Here is a 15526-nt window from a genome sequence, read left to right on the forward strand (position 1 = left end):
GCTCTGGCGGCAGTCCGCGTACGCCCAATGCTTTCAGACCCGAGCTTGTCAGACGACAGGAGGTCGTCCCAGCCGGGTCAGGCGCCAGACGGTACGCCACTTCATCGGACGGCGGGGTCCCGCGGGAGTCGTCCACCCTTCCTTGAAACCGCCGAACCATGCCTTGAGCGCGGGTCGCGAGGGCCGCCGCGCCAGCGTGAGCAGCAGCCACACGCCGAGGTAGACGGGGACCAGGGGGGCGGGCAGATTGCGGCGCGCCAGCCAGACCCGGTTGCGGGCCACCATCCGGTGGTAGACGGCGTGCCGGGACGGCGCGGTCGTCGGGTGGTACAGGACCATGTCCGAGCGGTAGTCGATCATCCAGCCGGCGTCGAGCGCCCGCCAGGCCAGATCGGTCTCCTCATGGGCATAGAAGAACTCGTCGGGCAACCCGCCGACCTCGGCGAACACCTTCGTGCGTACGGCGTTGGCGCCGCCGAGGAAGGTCGTCACGCGAGAGGAGCGCATCGGGTCCGCGGCGCGCAGCCGCGGCACGTGGCGCCGCTGCGTCTCCCCGGTTTCCGGGTCGGCGATCCGGAAGCTGATGATGCCCAGCTCCGGGTCGGCGGCGAACGCCTGGCGGCACAGCTCGGCCGTGTCGTTGTTCGGCAGCAGACCGTCGTCGTCGAGGAAGAGCAGCACGTCTACGTCGGCGCCTGACGGGCCGAACGCCTCGATGCCGACGTTGCGGCCGCCGGGAATGCCCAGGTTCTCGGGCAGCTCGACGGTCCGTATGCCTGCGGGGATGTCCGGCACGGGTGCGCCGTTGCCGACCACGACGGCCTCGACGCGGTCGCCGTCCTGCTTGGCCACCGAGTCCAGGAGGGCACGCAGCTCGTCGGGGCGGTTGCCCATGGTGATGATCACCGCGCCGACCTTCACCGGCGTACTCACTTGAGCCTGCTCGACGCGAGGATGGACACGAGATGGAGCACCGACTGCAGGAGCGCGATGCCTGCCAGCACGGCGACACCGAGCCGGGAGAAGAACATGTCGTGCCTGACCGTGTCGAGGATCGCCAGGAGAAGGATCAGCAGGGTTGCCTCGATCCCCATGACCAGCCGGTGGAACTTCAGCGCTCCGGCGGCCTTGCGGGCCAGCGCCATGCCGGAGGTACGCGGTTCGGACGCCGTCTCCTTGACCGGAGGCATGCCCTGCTGGTGACGGGCGACACCGACGAGGTCGGTCTCCGACTTGATCATGATGGCGCCGAGGGCGGCGAGGGTGCCGAGAAAGGCCCACAGCCAGTCGATCCGCCCCGACCCCCAGATGTCGGAGGCGCGCAGACCAAAGCCGACCAGGACCGCCGCGTCCAGCACATAGGCCGCGACACGGTCCACATAGACCCCGACCATCGAATACTGCTTCTTCCAGCGCGCGACCTCACCGTCGACGCAGTCGAGCAGCAGATAGAGCTGGGCCATCACCACGCCGAGCACGGCGCCCCAGATGCCGGGCACCAAGAGGACCGGGGCGGCGAGGGCGGCGGCGAGGGTCATCACGTAGGTCAGCTGGTTGGGGGTGATCCGCGTGTTCACCAGGTGCCGGTCGACGCGCAGGGAGACCTCGCGCATGTAGAGCCGGCCTCCCCAGTGCTCGCCGCTCCGCCGGTCCTTGACGCCCGGAGGGTGCACGACCGGGCGGAGTTCAGCTACCGATGGCTTTTGCATAGTCGGCGTAAGCGTCCTTGATCTGGTCTGCGGACAGGTTGAGGTGCTCCAGGATCGTGAAGCGTCCCGGGCGGGTCTGCGGTGCGTACTCGACGGCCTGGACGAACTCGTCGACGGTGAAGCCGATCTCCTCGGGGAGCACCGGCAGGCCGTGCCTGCGCAGTACGGCGGCGAAGAGAGCGGAGTCCTCTTCGGCCCCGCGCAGGTGCATCGCGAAGGCCGCACCGAGGCCGACCTGCTCGCCATGGCTCGCGGCCCGCTTGGGGTACAGCAGGTCGAAGGCATGGCTGATCTCGTGACAGGCACCCGACGACGGGCGGCTGTCGCCGCTGATCGACATGGCGATGCCGGACAGTACGAGGGACTCGGCGAGGACCGTGAGGAACTCGTCGGTGCCGACGCCGCCGGGGTGGCGCAGCACGGCCTCTCCGGCAGTACGGGCCATGGCGGCGGCCAGTCCGTCGATCTGCTCGCCGGTGACGCGGTGGGACAGCTCCCAGTCCGCGATGGCCGAGATGTTGGAGATGGCGTCGCCGATGCCCGAGCGCACGAAGCGGACCGGGGCGTCCCGGATCACGTCGAGGTCGATGACCATGGCGATGGGCATGGGGACGCCGTAGGAGCCACGGCCGTTGTCGTTGTCCAGGATGGACACCGGCGAGCAGATCCCGTCGTGGGCGAGGTTCGTCGCGACGGCGACCATCGGCAGCCCGACCCGCGCCGCGGCGTACTTCGCGACGTCGATGATCTTCCCGCCGCCGAGGCCGACCACGGCGTCGTACCGCTTGCCCTTGATGTCGTCGGCGAGCTTGACGGCGGAGTCGATGGTCCCGTCCGCGATGGCGTACCAGTCCGCACCCGGCAGGACCGGCGCGAGCCTGTCGCGCAGGGCAAGGCCGGAGCCGCCGCTGGTGGCGATGGCGAGCTTGCCGGAGGCGGAGATCCGCTGGTCGGCCAGCAGGCCGGCCAGGTCGTCCATGGCGCCGCGGCTGATGTCGACGACGACCGGGGACGGGATGAGCCGGGTCAGTACTGGCACGCGATCTCCCGGCCCCTCGCGAGGTCGGCGTGGTTGTCGATCTCCACCCACGTCACTTCGCCGATGGGGGCCACGTCCACGGTGAACCCGCGGTTCACGAGCTCCTGGTAGCCGTCCTCGTAGTAGAGGTCGGGGTCCCGCTCGAAAGTCGTCTTCAGCGCGTCGGCGAGTTCCTCGGCGGCCTCGGGCTCGATGAGAGTGACACCGATGTACTCACCTGTCGCGGTGGCCGGGTCCATCAGCTTGGTGATGCGCCGCACGCCCTGGTCGCCGTCGGTGATGACCTTCATCTCCTCGTCGGCGAGGTTCTTCACCGTGTCGAGGGCGAGGATGATCTTCTGGCCCTTGCCGCGGGCGGCGAGCAGGGTCTTCTCGACGGAGACCGGGTGCACGGTGTCGCCGTTGGCGAGGATCACACCCTGCTTGATGATGTCGCGGGCGCACCACAGGGAGTAGGCGTTGTTCCACTCCTCGGCCTTGTCGTTGTCGACGAGGGTGAGCTTGAGGTTGTACTTCGCCTCGAACTCCTCCTTGCGTGCGTACACGGCTTCCTTGCGGTAGCCGACGACGATCGCGACCTCGGTCAGCCCGACCTCGGCAAAGTTGGCCAGCGTCAGGTCGAGGATCGTGATGTCCTCGCCCTGCCCTTCAGGGCCCACGGGCACGAGGGCCTTCGGAAGCGTGTCGGTGTAGGGACGCAGGCGCCGTCCGGCGCCGGCAGCCAGTACGAGGCCGATCATGCGAGTTCTCCTTCGTCGTGTACCGCGGGCGCTCCGGAGGACACCCAGAATCGGATGGACTCCGCGAGCACCACCAGCGCCACGGCCACAGCAAGGGCCGTCAGCGCCACGGTGAAGTGTGCGTTCTGCGTCGAGAGCGCGGCGGCGAGCACGGCCACCACCAGGGTCCGGCCTTCATGGCCGCCGATGGCCCGCACCAGCCACTGGGGCGGCGCGCCGGTGCCGCCGCGAATGCGATACACCGTGTCGTAGTGATGGTAGGCGACCGCCGCGACGAGGCCGAAGGCCGCGGGCAGTGCCCCGTCCGCGTCGGACCGGGCCGCCAGCACCAGGACGGTGCAGTACTCGGCGGCCCTGAACACCGGCGGGACGAGCCAGTCGAGGGGGCCCTTGAGGGGCCGCCCGACCGCGAGGCCCGAGGTGACGACGTACGCCAGGGCGGCCACGGCGGGCCAGAGCCCGCCGAAGGGGGCGCAGGCGGCGGTCGCGACCACGGCCGCGCCGCCGAGCACGGCGATCGCCAGGGGGACGTAGGTGGGGAGCCGGCGCACCGCGCCCTTGGTGGCGGCTGCCACGCCCTGGGCGAGCGGCCCGCTGTCGGCGAGTTCGGCGAGCGCGCGGGCGGCCCGGTCGGTGCGGCGCGCCTTGCGGGTCAGCGAGCGCAGGACACGGCCGGCGGTCGTGTAGAGAGCGGCGAGGGCGCAGCCGACGAGCAGCGCGTAGAAGACGATCCTGGGCGTGGTCACCGCGGTCAGCACGGCGATCATCGCCCAGCGCTCACCGATCGGCAGCACGATCATCCGCCGCACCCAGACCGTCCAGCCACGGCTGTCGAGCCGGTCGGAGAGGGCCGCGGTGGGGCTCGTATTGGACTGCGCGTCGTGGTTCGCCTCGTTGAAGGAGAAGTCCACGACATGGCGGGTGATCTGGAGCACCATCGCGCCGAGCGCCAGCGCCCATACGTCGTCCCCGCCACGGGCCGCGCCGAGCGCCAGGCCCGCGTAGTACGCGTACTCCTTGGCCCGGTCGAAGGTCGCGTCGAGCCAGGCGCCCAGCGTCGAGTACTGCAGCGAGTAGCGGGCGAGCTGCCCGTCGGTGCAGTCCAGGACGAAGGAGAAGAGGAGGAGCACACCGGCCGCGATGTATCCGCCGCGGGTGCCGGTCGCCGCGCAGCCCGCCGCGATCAGCGCGGTGATCAGCGAGGCGGTGGTGACCTGGTTCGGGGTGAAGCCCCGGCGGGCGCACCAGCGGGCGAGGTAGCGCGAGTACGGGCTGATGCAGAAGGTGGTGAAGAAGCCGTCGCGGGACTTCACCGCGGTACGCAGCCGTACGGCCTCCTCGTCGACGGCGGCGACTGCGGCGCGGGCCTGGTCGCGTTCGGCGTCGCCCGTGGGGACGGCCGCGATCAGCGAGCCGAGCTCGGGCCGCTGCACGGTGGTGCCGTCGGCGTCGAGTGCGGCGGCGACGGCGTCGGTCCCCGCCGGTGCGGTGCGCACGGCGCGGAGCAGTGCGGCGCGGGCCTCGGGCTGCGCGGTCAGCGCGCCGGGGGCCGCGGCTGCGGGGAAGCGGGGGTCGGTCAGCGCGAGGCGCAGGGAGTGGACGTGGCCGACGAAGCGCGGGTCGACGAGCGCGATGCGCTCACCGGCGGGCGTCGCGTCGAGCAGCTGAGCTGTCTCATCCGCGTCGGCGGCGGACCGTACATCGAAACCCAGCGACCGCAGGTCGCCTTCGAGCGGCGATCCGGGTACCGGCGGGCCGATGAGGATGGCGGTCGACAGACGGACTCACTCCTTGGAACTGACCTGGGCGGCATGCGAGATTCCGACCCGGTCACGGGCAGGAGACATGTCGGCAGAGGCTATCGGATGAACGGAAGCGAGAATTCACCGCCCGTTCACGCCCCGATCGGGCGGGCACGGGGCGCGGGCAACCCGCTGCGATCATCTTGGTCGATCAATGCCCCGGCCGACAAACCGTGTTCCCGCCGACCACCACCCGGGGCCTGTCCCGCACAGGCCCTAGGGTGAGCGATATGACATGGCTGATCACAGGTGGTGCGGGTTATATCGGGGCGCATGTGGCGCGAACCATGGTGGCGGCGGGTGAGCAGGTCGTCGTACTCGACGACGTCTCGTCCGGCATCGCCGACAGACTGCCCCCAGAGGTGCCGCTGGTGCGCGGTTCGGTGCTCGACCGTGAGCTGCTCGACCGTACGCTCGCCGAGCACGCCGTCACCGGTGTGCTGCATCTCGCGGCTAAGAAGCAGGTCGGGGAGTCCGTCGAGCAGCCGCTGGTCTACTACCGGGAGAATGTGTACGGCCTGACCGTGCTGTTGGAGGCCGTCGTGGCGGCCGGGGTGCGGCGCTTCCTCTTCTCCTCCACCGCCGCCGTGTACGGCGTGCCCGAGGCGGAGCTCATCTCGGAGGACACCCCGTGCAACCCGATCAATCCGTACGGCGAGACCAAGCTGGCCGGAGAATGGCTGGTCAGGGCCGCGGGGCGGGCGCACGGCTTCTCGACCGCCTGTCTGCGGTACTTCAATGTGGCGGGCGCTGCGAAGCCGGAGCTGGCGGACATCGGTGTGTACAACATCATCCCGATGTTCTTCGACCGGATCACCCGCGGCGAGCCCATGCGGATCTTCGGGGACGACTATCCGACGCCGGACGGCACCTGTGTACGTGACTACATTCATGTCGCCGATCTCGCCGACGCCCATCTGTCCGTCGCGCGGTCGCTGACCGCGCGGGACGGTGTCGGGGATCTCACGGTGAACATCGGCCGCGGTGAGGGTGTCTCGGTGCGTGAGCTCGCCGATCTGGTGAGCGAGGTCACCGGTTTCGCCCAGCCGCCGGTGATCGAGGCGCGGCGGCCGGGTGACGCCGCGCGGGCCGTCGCGTCCTCGGAGCTGATCGCCAAGGAGCTTGGCTGGACGGCCAGGACCGGGGTGCGCGAGATGGTCGAGTCCGCGTGGGAGGGCTGGCTGCTTCACCACGCGGACGCGGGCCGGAACTGATCTTGTCAGGGCTCTGACCTGCGGTCATTTCCGCAGGTCAGAGCACATGACAACGGTGTTCAGTCTCGTGTTGCCACTACCCCCCGCCCGTAGTTCACTGGCCCCGGTCAGACCATTCACGGATCCGGGGAGGCGTCCCTCATGGGGGCTGGGCACGATCACGGGCACACTCACGGACCACCGCCCACGGGCACCGCGGCCGCCGCCTACAAGGGACGGCTGCGCATCGCGCTGGGCATCACGCTGACCGTGATGACGGTCGAGATCATCGGCGGTCTTGTCTCCAACTCGCTTGCCCTGGTGGCGGACGCGGCCCATATGGCGACGGACGCACTCGGGCTGACGATGGCCCTCCTCGCGATCTACTTCGCCAACCGCCCGGCCACCAAGAACGCCACCTTCGGCTACGCCAGGGCGGAGATCCTCGCGGCGCTGGCCAACTGTCTACTGCTGCTCGGGGTCGGCGGTTTCCTGCTCTTCGAGGCCATCGGGCGGTTCATCACCCCGGCCGAGACCAAGAGCGGGACGGCGATCGTCTTCGCCCTGGTCGGCCTCGTCGCCAACATGATCTCCCTCTCCCTGCTGGTCAAGGGGCAGAAGGAAAGCCTCAATGTGCGGGGCGCCTTCCTGGAGGTGGTCGCGGACACACTGGGCTCGGTGGCCGTGCTGATTTCGGCCGTCATCATCCTGACGACGGGCTGGCAGGCCGCCGACCCCATCGCCTCCCTGGTGATCGGCCTGATGATCGTGCCGCGCACCTGGAAGCTGCTGCGCGAGACGCTGACGGTTCTGCTGGAGGCCGCACCCCAGGGCGTGGACATGGGCGAGGTGCGCGCGCACATAGTGGAGCTGCCCGGGGTGGAGGACGTACACGATCTGCACGCCTGGACGATCACCTCCGGGATGCCGGTGCTGTCCGCCCATGTCGTCGTCAGCCAGGACGCCCTCGACTCGGTGGGGCACGAGAAGATGCTGCACTCCCTGCAGGGCTGCCTCGGGGATCACTTCGACGTGGAGCACTGCACCTTCCAGCTGGAGCCAAGCGGTCACGCCGAGCACGAGGCGAAGCTCTGCCACTGAACCGGCAGTCCGCCGAGGGTCGCGGGCTCGGCGGAGCGGTCCGTACCGAGCAGGCCGACATGGGTGAACTCCCCTACGCCGACGGGTCGTTCGACCTGGTGTGGGCGGAGAGCTCCGTGTACAGCATCGGCTTCGACACCGCCTTGCGCACCTGGGGGCGGCTGCTGGCGCCCGGCGGGTCCGCGTCGGGGACGCCCCCGCCCTGGCGCTCGCGGTGGCCCCCGGGCATCAGCGCCGGGGCGCGGGAGCTGCGGTCGTCAGGGCGGTGCTCGACGCGGCACGCGCGCGTGGCGAGCGGCTCGGCCTGGTGCTCGGGCACCCGGAGTACTACCCGAAGTTCGGCTTCGGGCGCGCTTCGGCGTACGAGATCCGTCCCGGCTTCGACGTGCCCGACGAGGCCATGATGGCCCTGGTGCTCGATGATTCGGCGCCGGTCGCGCAGGGCACGATCCACTACCCGACGGCCTTCGGAGTCTGACGCACATGTCTGCCCCCGCCGCGTGCGCGCGGCGGGGGCAGACATGCGGCAAGCCGTCGAAGTACGGACAAGACGCTTTTGTGCGGCAGACTTGAGGCCGGGAATCGAAGCGAAGGATGGTTATGCCGAGCACACCAGTCACCGCGGCGAACAGCTCGCCGAACGGCACAGTGGAAGAGATCTTGCTTGAGCTGGTCGACGAGGACGGCAATACCATCGGCACCGCGGAGAAGCTCTCCGCCCATCAGGCTCCCGGCCGGCTGCACCGCGCTTTCTCCGTCTTCCTCTTCGACGAGGCGGGCCGGCTGCTGATCCAGCGCCGCGCGCTCGGCAAGTACCACTCCCCCGGCGTCTGGTCCAACACCTGCTGCGGGCACCCCTACCCCGGGGAGTCGCCGTTCGCCGCGGCCGCCCGGCGTACGCACGAGGAGCTGGGCATCTCCCCGTCGCTGCTCGCCGAGGCCGGCACCGTCCGCTACAACCACCCGGACCCCGACTCGGGCCTGGTCGAGCAGGAGTACAACCACCTCTTCGTCGGCATGGCACAGGCTCCGCTGCGGCCCGACCCGCAGGAGGTCGGCGAGACGGCGTTCGTCACCGTGGACGAGCTGGCCGAGCGGCACGCGAAGGCCCCGTTCTCCGCGTGGTTCCACACCGTGCTGGACGCCGCGCGCCCGGCGGTCAGAGAGCTGACGGGGCCGGCGGCGGGCTGGTGAACGGCCCCGCCAGCGGCAGGGCGACCCGGATGACCTTGCCGCCGCTCGCGGTGTGCTCCATATCGCACACTCCGCCGGCCTCCAGGGTGATCTCCCGTACGAGCAGCAGCCCCCGCCCGCCGGTCTGCGCGTAGTCCCGCTCCAGGGCCTTGGGCCGGTAGGGGTGGTTGTCCTCCACGGACACCCTGATCCACTCCGTGCCGATCGCGACCTCGACGGCCAGCTCGGGCGAGAGCAGTGCCGCGTGCCGTACGGAGTTGGTGACCAGCTCGGAGACGATGAGCAGCAGTCCCTGCACCAACTCGTCGCGGACCGGGACACCTTGACGGTTCAGCAGATCGCGGACGGCGTGTCGGGCCTGGGGAACCGATACGTCGACCGCCGGGGCCGTGAACCTCCAGACCCCTTCGTATCCGGCCGGGGCAATCGAGACTGCCGGGGCATGGTCGGTGGAACCCTGTTCGCTCGTCACCACGCTTCGAGTGTTGGGAACGAGCTGGTCCGGACCGGGGATCTGAACACAAGTCAGCAGCAATCGACAGAATGTGACCGGTGCGCTTGCGGGATCGTCAGTTCTGCGACCGTTCCTGACCTTCTGATGATGCAGTCGGTGCATGCTCCCCGTGCGCCTCCGGCTTCTCCGTGGTCTCCGGCGCCATCTTCGTGGTGTCCGGGACCGCGGCGTCCGAAGTCATGCTGTCCGAGACCATGGTGACGATCCGGCGGCCACCCGTGCCGATCGCGACCAGGCCGAGCCCGTCGAAGAGCAGCGCGAGCGAGAAGAAGCAGCCCAGGACGTAGCGACTGCTGTGCGGCCAGTCGAAGAGCACCAGCAGACCAAGCAGCACACCGAAGGCGCCCTGCACGAGCGTCCAGCCGAACTGCGGGCCGCGCACCACCACGGAGCCGGCCAGCCGGAAGACACCGCCGGTCAGGAACAGCAGCGCGGCGAACATCGTCAGCGCCTCCGCCGTGCCCTCGGGGTGCCGGATGACGACGATGCCCGCCGCGAGGTTCAGCGCGGCGACCACCACGCCGAGCCAGAAGAAGTTCGAGCCGCGCGACTGGACCGCCTGCAGCAACCCCACGAGGCCGCCGATCAGCAGCAGCCAGCCGAAGAGAAGCATCGACGTCAGCGTGGCGACGCCCGTGTACACAAGGCCGACAAGACCTCCGAGTACCAGAATCACCCCGAGCAGCGTCAGCCAGCCGAAGCTGCGCTTGAGCTTCCTGCCCTCACCTGTCGGACCGGCCATGACCACTCCTCAGACAGCTGCGTCCACTTCTCGGCTCCTCATCGATCATAGGTTCGTACGGTCCGGATAGCATCCGGCCAATGGAGCCGCATCTGAAGCACAGCGTCATGGACGGGGTCGCCACCGTCGTCATCAGCAATGCGGCCAAGCGCAATGCCATGACCGCGCGGATGTGGCGCACGCTGCCCGGACTGCTTGAGCGGTTCGCCGATGACCCGGAGGTACGGGCGCTGGTGCTGACCGGGGCTGGGGACACCTTCTGCGCCGGTGCGGACATCTCCTCACTGCGCGCGGACTCCGGGGACGGCCGGTTGCCCGATGACGCCCCGCAGGATCTCGCGGTACGGGCCGAGGACGCCCTGGCCGCCTTTCCCAAGCCGACGCTCGCCGCCGTACGCGGCTACTGCGTGGGCGGGGGCTGCCAGCTCGCCGCGGCCTGCGATCTGCGGTTCGCCGAGCAGGGCGCGTCCTTCGGCGTCACTCCCGCGAGGCTCGGGATCGTCTACCCCGCGTCGTCCACCCGGCGGCTCGCGGCCCTGGTGGGGCCGTCGGCCGCCAAGTACCTGCTGTTCTCAGCCGAGTTGATCGACACCGAGCGGGCGCTGCGCACCGGTCTTGTCGACGAGGTGCTGCCCGCCGGGCAGCTCGACAAGCGGGTCGCCGAGTTCACCCGGGTGCTGGCCTCGCGCTCGCAGCTCACCCAGGCCGCCGCGAAGGAGTTCGTCGCGGGCCGGGCCGACCGTGCCCCCCACTGGGCTGGGCAGGCGCGCGGCAGCGGCGACACCGCGGAGGGGGTCGCCGCCTTCCTGGAGCGCCGCACGCCCCGCTTCACCTGGACTACTGGAGGTTGAAGCGGCTCCGCTCCCGCCACTCCGCGACCAGATCGGCCGGCGCCTTGTCGGGCGATCCGGCGTCGTAGGGCGGCTGGGGATCGTACTCAACCAGCAGCTGCACGCTCTGGGCATGCCGGTCGCCCGCGATCCTGCCGCTCAGGGTGAGCCCCATGTCGATGCCGGACGAGACCCCCGCGGCGGTGACGTACTTGCCGTCGATGACGACCCGCTCCCCGGTCGGCTCGACACCCAGGGCCTTCAGGCCGTCGAGGGCCAGCCAGTGCGAGGTGGCCCGGCGGCCGGTGAGCAGTCCGGCCGCGGCGAGCAGCAGCGAGCCCGTACAGACCGAGGTCGTCCAGGTGGTGGTGGCGTCGACGGCGCGCAGCCAGCCGAGCAGCGTCTCGTTCTCCATCTGGTCCGACTGACCCGGGCCGCCCGGCACGACGACGATGTCGGGGCTCGTGACGTCGGCGAACGTATGGGTCGCGACCAGCGCGAGCTGGCCCCTGTCGTTGGGCACAGGACCGGTCCGCTCGGCGACGAAGACCACCTCGGCGTCCGGCAGGCGGCAGAGGATCTCGTACGGGCCGACGGCGTCCAGCGCGGTGAAGCGGTCGAAGAGCGGGATGGCGATCTGCGTCATGGGGTCCTTCTCCTGGGCTGGTCGGGTGGGTGGTGGCGGTCAGTTGGTCGCTGTCCGCAATGACGAGTACCCCACCTTTACTGCCATGCGGGCCCACCACTTCCAAGCGTACCGACCAGTCGGTAACGTACGGGTATGACCTCTCTGCCCGCGCGCGCCGGCCGCCGCTGCCACAACGCCCTCAATCCGCTGCACTCGACGGTGTACTTCTCCCCGGACTTCGCCAAGGAGCTCGCCGGAGTGGGCGTCGAGGACAACAACGCCGCCTATTTCGCGGGCCGCGCCGCCGCCATGGGCGCGGTCGGGCCCGGCGTGATCACCGCCACCTTCTACAACTTCAGCCATGAGCTCGTCGCCCGCCACGTCCCCGAGGTGTGGCGGACCGCCTCGCCCGAGACCGTGCTCGCGGCGCGGCTGCGCGCCGCCGACAGCACCCTGCGGCGGCTGCTCGGCGCGCAGGCCGTGGCCTCCGACCTGATGGCGGAGGCGGCCGGGCTCGCCCTGCGCGCCACCGAGGCGTGCACCCGGCACGCCCGCCCGCTGTACGCCGCGCACGCCGATCTGCCGGTGCCCGAGCAGCCCCACCTCGCGTACTGGCACGCCGCGACGCTGCTGCGCGAGCACCGCGGCGACGGCCACCTGACCGCGCTGCTCGGCGCCGGGCTCGACCCGCTGGAGGCGCTGGTCAGCCATACCGCCACAGGCAAGGGCATGTCTCCCCGCTGGGTCCTGGCCACCCGCGGCTGGCGCCGGACGGACTGGGACGCGGCGTCCGGACGGCTGCGGGAGCGCGGGCTGCTGGACGGCGAAGGCGCCCTGACCGAGGCCGGCGTACAGCTGCGGCAGGAGCTGGAGGAAACGACGGACCGGCTCGACGCGGCGCCGTACGAGCACCTGGGCGCGGCAGGCGTCGAGCGGCTCACCGAGGTGGGGCGCGTCTTCCTCGGAGCCGCGCTCGGGGCGGGCGCCTTCCCCGCCGATCTGAACGGCTGACCGCCCATGGCCCCGGTGATGGGGCAGGCCCGGTCCGCGAAGTTTGCACGCGGATATCACGGCAACCCGTACTGATGTCGAGAACGAGACACCGAGACATCAGGAGGTACAACATGCTGCGTGCGATAGGAGACGTATTCCGTACGGTCGGCTCAGCCATCGCCACGGTAGTGACACTGCCGTTCCGGCTGGTCGCCAAGCTGTTCGGCGGTGCGTCGAGCACCGCTTCGCGCGGAGGGCGCCGGGCCTGATCGGCCGGTGGGCGCGCGACAGCGGACCCGACAACCCTGCACAATGCAGGCTCAGGCACAGCCCGCGGGAGAAGGCGAGTCGGGAACATCGTGACGACGTCCATCGAAGGCAGTATCGCCGAGGAACTCGGCGTAAAGGAGCGGCAGGTCAGGGCCGCCGTCGAGTTGCTCGACGGCGGTTCGACCGTGCCGTTCATCGCTCGTTACCGCAAGGAAGCGACCGAGGAGCTCGACGATGCGCAGCTGCGCACCCTTGAGGAGCGGCTGCGGTATCTGCGCGAGCTGGAGGAGCGACGGGCCGCGGTCCTGGAGTCCGTACGCGAACAGGGCAAGCTGGACCAGGCCCTTGAGGCACGGATCAGGGCCGCCGACACCAAGGCCCGGCTGGAAGACATCTACCTGCCGTTCAAGCCCAAGCGCAGGACGAAGGCACAGATCGCGCGTGAGGCGGGCCTGGAGCCGCTGGCCCTGGGCCTGCTCGGCGACCCGGGCCGCGATCCACTGGCCGTGGCCGCCACGTTCGTGGACGCCGACAAGGGCGTCGCGGACCCCGCCGCCGCGCTGGAGGGCGCGCGGGCGATGCTCACCGAGCGCTTCTCCGAGGATGCCGACCTGATCGGCGAGGTCCGCGAGCGCATGTGGTCGCGGGGCCGGCTGGCCGCCAAGGTCCGGGCGGGCAAGGAGGAGGCGGGCGCCAAGTTCGCCGACTACTTCGACTTCGCCGAGCCCTTCACCGCGCTGCCCTCGCACCGGGTACTGGCCATGCTCAGGGGCGAGAAGGAGGACGTGCTCGACCTGGTCCTGGAGCCGGAGGAGCCGTCCGACGAGCCCGGTCCTTCCGCGTACGAGGCCATGGTCGCCCACCGCTTCGGGATCACCAACCAGGGCCGCCCCGGCGACAAGTGGCTCGGCGAGACCGTGCGCTGGGCGTGGCGGACCCGGATCCTGGTGCACCTCGGGATCGACCTGCGGCTGCGGCTGCGCACGGCCGCCGAGGACGACGCGGTCAAGGTCTTCGCGGCGAACCTTCGTGACCTGCTCCTCGCGGCCCCCGCGGGCACCCGCGCCACGCTCGGACTCGACCCCGGTTTCCGTACCGGCGTGAAGGTCGCCGTCGTGGACGCGACCGGCAAGGTCGTCGCGCAGGACGTGATCCACCCGCACGTCCCGCAGAACAGGTGGGACGAATCGCTCGCCAAGCTGGCGCGCATCTCCAAGGACCACAATGTCGAGCTGATCGCGATCGGCAATGGCACGGCGTCCCGCGAGACCGACAAGCTCGCCGGTGAACTGTGCGAAAAGCACCCGGAGTTGAACCTGACGAAGGTGATGGTCTCGGAGGCCGGCGCGTCCGTGTACTCGGCGTCCGCCTTCGCCTCGCAGGAGCTGCCGGACCTCGATGTCACGATCCGGGGCGCGGTGTCGATCGCGCGCCGGCTCCAGGATCCGCTGGCCGAGCTCGTCAAGATCGACCCCAAGTCGATCGGTGTCGGCCAGTACCAGCACGACCTGTCCGAGGTGAAGCTGTCGCGCTCGCTCGACGCGGTCGTCGAGGACTGTGTGAACGGGGTGGGCGTCGACGTCAACACCGCGTCCGCACCGCTGCTTTCGCGGGTCTCGGGCATCGGGTCCGGGCTCGCCGAGAACATCGTCTCGCACCGGGACGCCAACGGCCCGTTCCGGTCCCGCAAGGGTCTCAAGGACGTGGCACGGCTCGGCCCCAAGGCGTACGAGCAGTGCGCGGGCTTCCTGCGGATCCAAGGGGGCGACGACCCGCTCGACGCGTCGAGCGTGCACCCCGAGGCGTACCCCGTGGTGCGGGCGATGGTGAAGAGCGCGGGCAGCGGGGTCGGCACGCTCATCGGCAACGCGCCGGTGCTGCGGTCGCTGAAGCCGGCCGACTATGCGAACGAGAAGTTCGGGCTGCCCACGGTCACGGACATCCTGCGGGAGCTGGAGAAGCCGGGTCGCGACCCGCGGCCCGCGTTCAAGACGGCGACCTTCAAGGAGGGCGTCGAGAAGCTCGGCGACCTGGTGCCCGGGATGGTGCTCGAAGGTGTCGTCACGAACGTCGCGGCGTTCGGTGCGTTTGTGGACGTCGGCGTCCATCAGGACGGTCTGGTCCATGTGTCTGCGCTGTCCAAGACCTTCGTCAAGGACCCGCGGGACATCGTCAAGTCCGGCGACGTCGTCAAGGTCAAGGTCATGGACGTGGACATTCCGCGCAAGCGGATCTCGCTGACGCTGCGGCTGGACGACGATGCGTCGCAGCCGGGCGGCGGTGGCGGTGGTGGTGGTGGTGGCGGCCAGAAGCGTGAGCGTGGCTCGGCCGGCTCGGGCGGTGGCTCGGGTGGCCGGGCGCCGCAGCAGCGGCAGGGGCGGCCGCAGCAGCGTGGGGGCGGGAGCGGTGGAGGTGGCGGCGGTGGAGGTGGCCGTCCGGCGCCTGCTCCGGCGAACAGCGCGATGGCGGATGCGTTGCGCAAGGCAGGGCTTACGGACCCGAAGCGGGGCTGAGGCGGGAGCGGGTGCGGGTGCGCGGGGCTTGTCCCCTACCCGCCCCTTCCCGTGACTGAGGCTCCGCCCCAGACCCCGGTCCTCAATCGCCGGACGGGCTGAAAGTTTCCGGATGCGGCGCAAATTCAGCCCGTCCGGCGATTGAAGACACGCCCGAAGGGCGTCCGGGGTTCCGGGGGCTTCCCTCGCCACGCGGCGGCAGCTGCCAAATGTCACAGCGAAGGGGCGGGTAGGGGACAGCGCCGCAGGCACCCGCCC

Annotated in this window: 15 protein-coding genes and 1 pseudogene; 8 read left to right on the top strand and 8 right to left on the bottom strand. The window is 70.3% G+C overall.

Annotation, left to right across the window (positions count from 1 at the left end; all coding sequences use genetic code 11):
- Positions 1–48: 48 nt before the first annotated feature.
- From ABCR94_RS28760 to ABCR94_RS28780, 5 genes are read right to left on the bottom strand one after another with little or no spacing between them, the layout of a single operon-like run.
- A complete protein-coding gene (locus ABCR94_RS28760) occupies positions 49–894 on the bottom strand; it encodes a glycosyltransferase family 2 protein (protein ID WP_521978134.1) in 846 nt (281 codons plus the stop codon).
- 35 nt (positions 895–929) lie between these two features.
- A complete protein-coding gene (locus ABCR94_RS28765) occupies positions 930–1709 on the bottom strand; it encodes a CDP-alcohol phosphatidyltransferase family protein (protein WP_347123220.1) in 780 nt (259 codons plus the stop codon).
- Entirely contained in the window at positions 1687–2748 is a 1062-nt protein-coding gene (locus ABCR94_RS28770; protein WP_347123221.1) for an iron-containing alcohol dehydrogenase family protein, read from the bottom strand. Before ABCR94_RS28770 ends, ABCR94_RS28765 begins: the two co-directional genes overlap by 23 nt.
- Positions 2736–3488, bottom strand: coding sequence for a phosphocholine cytidylyltransferase family protein (locus ABCR94_RS28775; protein ID WP_347123223.1), 753 nt, complete (start codon positions 3486–3488; stop codon positions 2736–2738). Before ABCR94_RS28775 ends, ABCR94_RS28770 begins: the two co-directional genes overlap by 13 nt.
- A complete protein-coding gene (locus tag ABCR94_RS28780) occupies positions 3485–5266 on the bottom strand; it encodes a DUF5941 domain-containing protein (RefSeq protein ID WP_347123595.1) in 1782 nt (593 codons plus the stop codon). The genes ABCR94_RS28775 and ABCR94_RS28780 overlap by 4 nt, the downstream gene beginning before the upstream one ends.
- Positions 5267–5520: 254 nt before the next feature.
- Here ABCR94_RS28780 and galE point away from each other — a divergent pair, with 254 nt between their 5' ends.
- From galE to idi, 4 genes and pseudogenes are all read left to right on the top strand, one after another.
- The gene (gene galE, locus ABCR94_RS28785) at positions 5521–6504 is read left to right on the top strand and encodes a UDP-glucose 4-epimerase GalE (RefSeq protein WP_347123224.1); all 984 of its coding nucleotides are present in this window, start codon (positions 5521–5523) and stop codon (positions 6502–6504) included.
- A gap of 141 nt (positions 6505–6645) precedes the next feature.
- Positions 6646–7584: a cation diffusion facilitator family transporter gene (locus ABCR94_RS28790; protein WP_347123226.1), complete on the top strand. Its 939-nt coding sequence runs from the start codon at positions 6646–6648 to the stop codon at positions 7582–7584.
- Positions 7575–8062: pseudogene (locus tag ABCR94_RS28795) on the top strand (bifunctional class I SAM-dependent methyltransferase/N-acetyltransferase). Before ABCR94_RS28790 ends, ABCR94_RS28795 begins: the two are co-directional and overlap by 10 nt.
- Positions 8063–8184: 122 nt before the next feature.
- Entirely contained in the window at positions 8185–8778 is a 594-nt protein-coding gene (gene idi, locus ABCR94_RS28800; protein ID WP_347123228.1) for an isopentenyl-diphosphate Delta-isomerase, read from the top strand.
- Here idi and ABCR94_RS28805 read toward each other — a convergent pair.
- Together ABCR94_RS28805 and ABCR94_RS28810 are read right to left on the bottom strand one after the other, a co-directional pair.
- The gene (locus ABCR94_RS28805) at positions 8744–9250 is read right to left on the bottom strand and encodes an ATP-binding protein (protein ID WP_347123597.1); all 507 of its coding nucleotides are present in this window, start codon (positions 9248–9250) and stop codon (positions 8744–8746) included. The two genes, idi and ABCR94_RS28805, sit on opposite strands and share 35 nt — an antisense overlap.
- Before the next feature lie 97 nt (positions 9251–9347).
- Entirely contained in the window at positions 9348–10034 is a 687-nt protein-coding gene (locus ABCR94_RS28810) for an HdeD family acid-resistance protein (protein ID WP_347123229.1), read from the bottom strand.
- An 80-nt stretch (positions 10035–10114) separates the two neighbouring features.
- Between ABCR94_RS28810 and ABCR94_RS28815 the strand changes: the two genes are divergently transcribed.
- A complete protein-coding gene (locus ABCR94_RS28815; protein ID WP_347123230.1) occupies positions 10115–10885 on the top strand; it encodes an enoyl-CoA hydratase/isomerase family protein in 771 nt (256 codons plus the stop codon).
- Here the strand turns inward: ABCR94_RS28815 and ABCR94_RS28820 are convergent.
- On the bottom strand, positions 10872–11510 hold the full coding sequence (locus ABCR94_RS28820) for a DJ-1/PfpI family protein (RefSeq protein WP_347123232.1): 639 nt from the start codon (positions 11508–11510) through the stop codon (positions 10872–10874). The genes ABCR94_RS28815 and ABCR94_RS28820 overlap by 14 nt on opposite strands.
- A gap of 135 nt (positions 11511–11645) precedes the next feature.
- Here ABCR94_RS28820 and ABCR94_RS28825 point away from each other — a divergent pair, with 135 nt between their 5' ends.
- The 3 genes from ABCR94_RS28825 to ABCR94_RS28835 all read left to right on the top strand — a co-directional run bounded on the left by ABCR94_RS28825 (position 11646) and on the right by ABCR94_RS28835 (position 15268).
- On the top strand, positions 11646–12503 hold the full coding sequence (locus tag ABCR94_RS28825) for an SCO6745 family protein (protein ID WP_347123234.1): 858 nt from the start codon (positions 11646–11648) through the stop codon (positions 12501–12503).
- A 113-nt stretch (positions 12504–12616) separates the two neighbouring features.
- Positions 12617–12754 (top strand): LPFR motif small protein, encoded by a 138-nt coding sequence (locus ABCR94_RS28830; RefSeq protein WP_347123235.1) that lies wholly within the window; start codon positions 12617–12619, stop codon positions 12752–12754.
- A 90-nt stretch (positions 12755–12844) separates the two neighbouring features.
- Positions 12845–15268: a Tex family protein gene (locus ABCR94_RS28835; RefSeq protein WP_347123237.1), complete on the top strand. Its 2424-nt coding sequence runs from the start codon at positions 12845–12847 to the stop codon at positions 15266–15268.
- Positions 15269–15526 lie beyond the last annotated feature (258 nt).

The organism is Streptomyces changchenzhani (assembly GCF_039766235.1).
In the GTDB taxonomy this organism is placed as follows: domain Bacteria; phylum Actinomycetota; class Actinomycetes; order Streptomycetales; family Streptomycetaceae; genus Streptomyces.

What these genes read in the sequence shown, in the direction of transcription:
- ABCR94_RS28765 (WP_347123220.1), bottom strand. Translation starts at nt 1,709, where the DNA reads ATGCAAAAGCCATCGGTAGCTGAACTCCGCCCGGTCGTGCACCCTCCG.
- ABCR94_RS28820 (WP_347123232.1), bottom strand. Translation starts at nt 11,510, where the DNA reads ATGACGCAGATCGCCATCCCGCTCTTCGACCGCTTCACCGCGCTGGAC.
- ABCR94_RS28790 (WP_347123226.1), top strand. Translation starts at nt 6,646, where the DNA reads ATGGGGGCTGGGCACGATCACGGGCACACTCACGGACCACCGCCCACG.
- galE (WP_347123224.1), top strand. Translation starts at nt 5,521, where the DNA reads ATGACATGGCTGATCACAGGTGGTGCGGGTTATATCGGGGCGCATGTG.
- ABCR94_RS28825 (WP_347123234.1), top strand. Translation starts at nt 11,646, where the DNA reads ATGACCTCTCTGCCCGCGCGCGCCGGCCGCCGCTGCCACAACGCCCTC.
- ABCR94_RS28760 (WP_521978134.1), bottom strand. Translation starts at nt 894, where the DNA reads ATGGGCAACCGCCCCGACGAGCTGCGTGCCCTCCTGGACTCGGTGGCC.
- ABCR94_RS28830 (WP_347123235.1), top strand. Translation starts at nt 12,617, where the DNA reads ATGCTGCGTGCGATAGGAGACGTATTCCGTACGGTCGGCTCAGCCATC.
- ABCR94_RS28775 (WP_347123223.1), bottom strand. Translation starts at nt 3,488, where the DNA reads ATGATCGGCCTCGTACTGGCTGCCGGCGCCGGACGGCGCCTGCGTCCC.
- ABCR94_RS28810 (WP_347123229.1), bottom strand. Translation starts at nt 10,034, where the DNA reads ATGGCCGGTCCGACAGGTGAGGGCAGGAAGCTCAAGCGCAGCTTCGGC.
- ABCR94_RS28815 (WP_347123230.1), top strand. Translation starts at nt 10,115, where the DNA reads ATGGAGCCGCATCTGAAGCACAGCGTCATGGACGGGGTCGCCACCGTC.
- idi (WP_347123228.1), top strand. Translation starts at nt 8,185, where the DNA reads ATGCCGAGCACACCAGTCACCGCGGCGAACAGCTCGCCGAACGGCACA.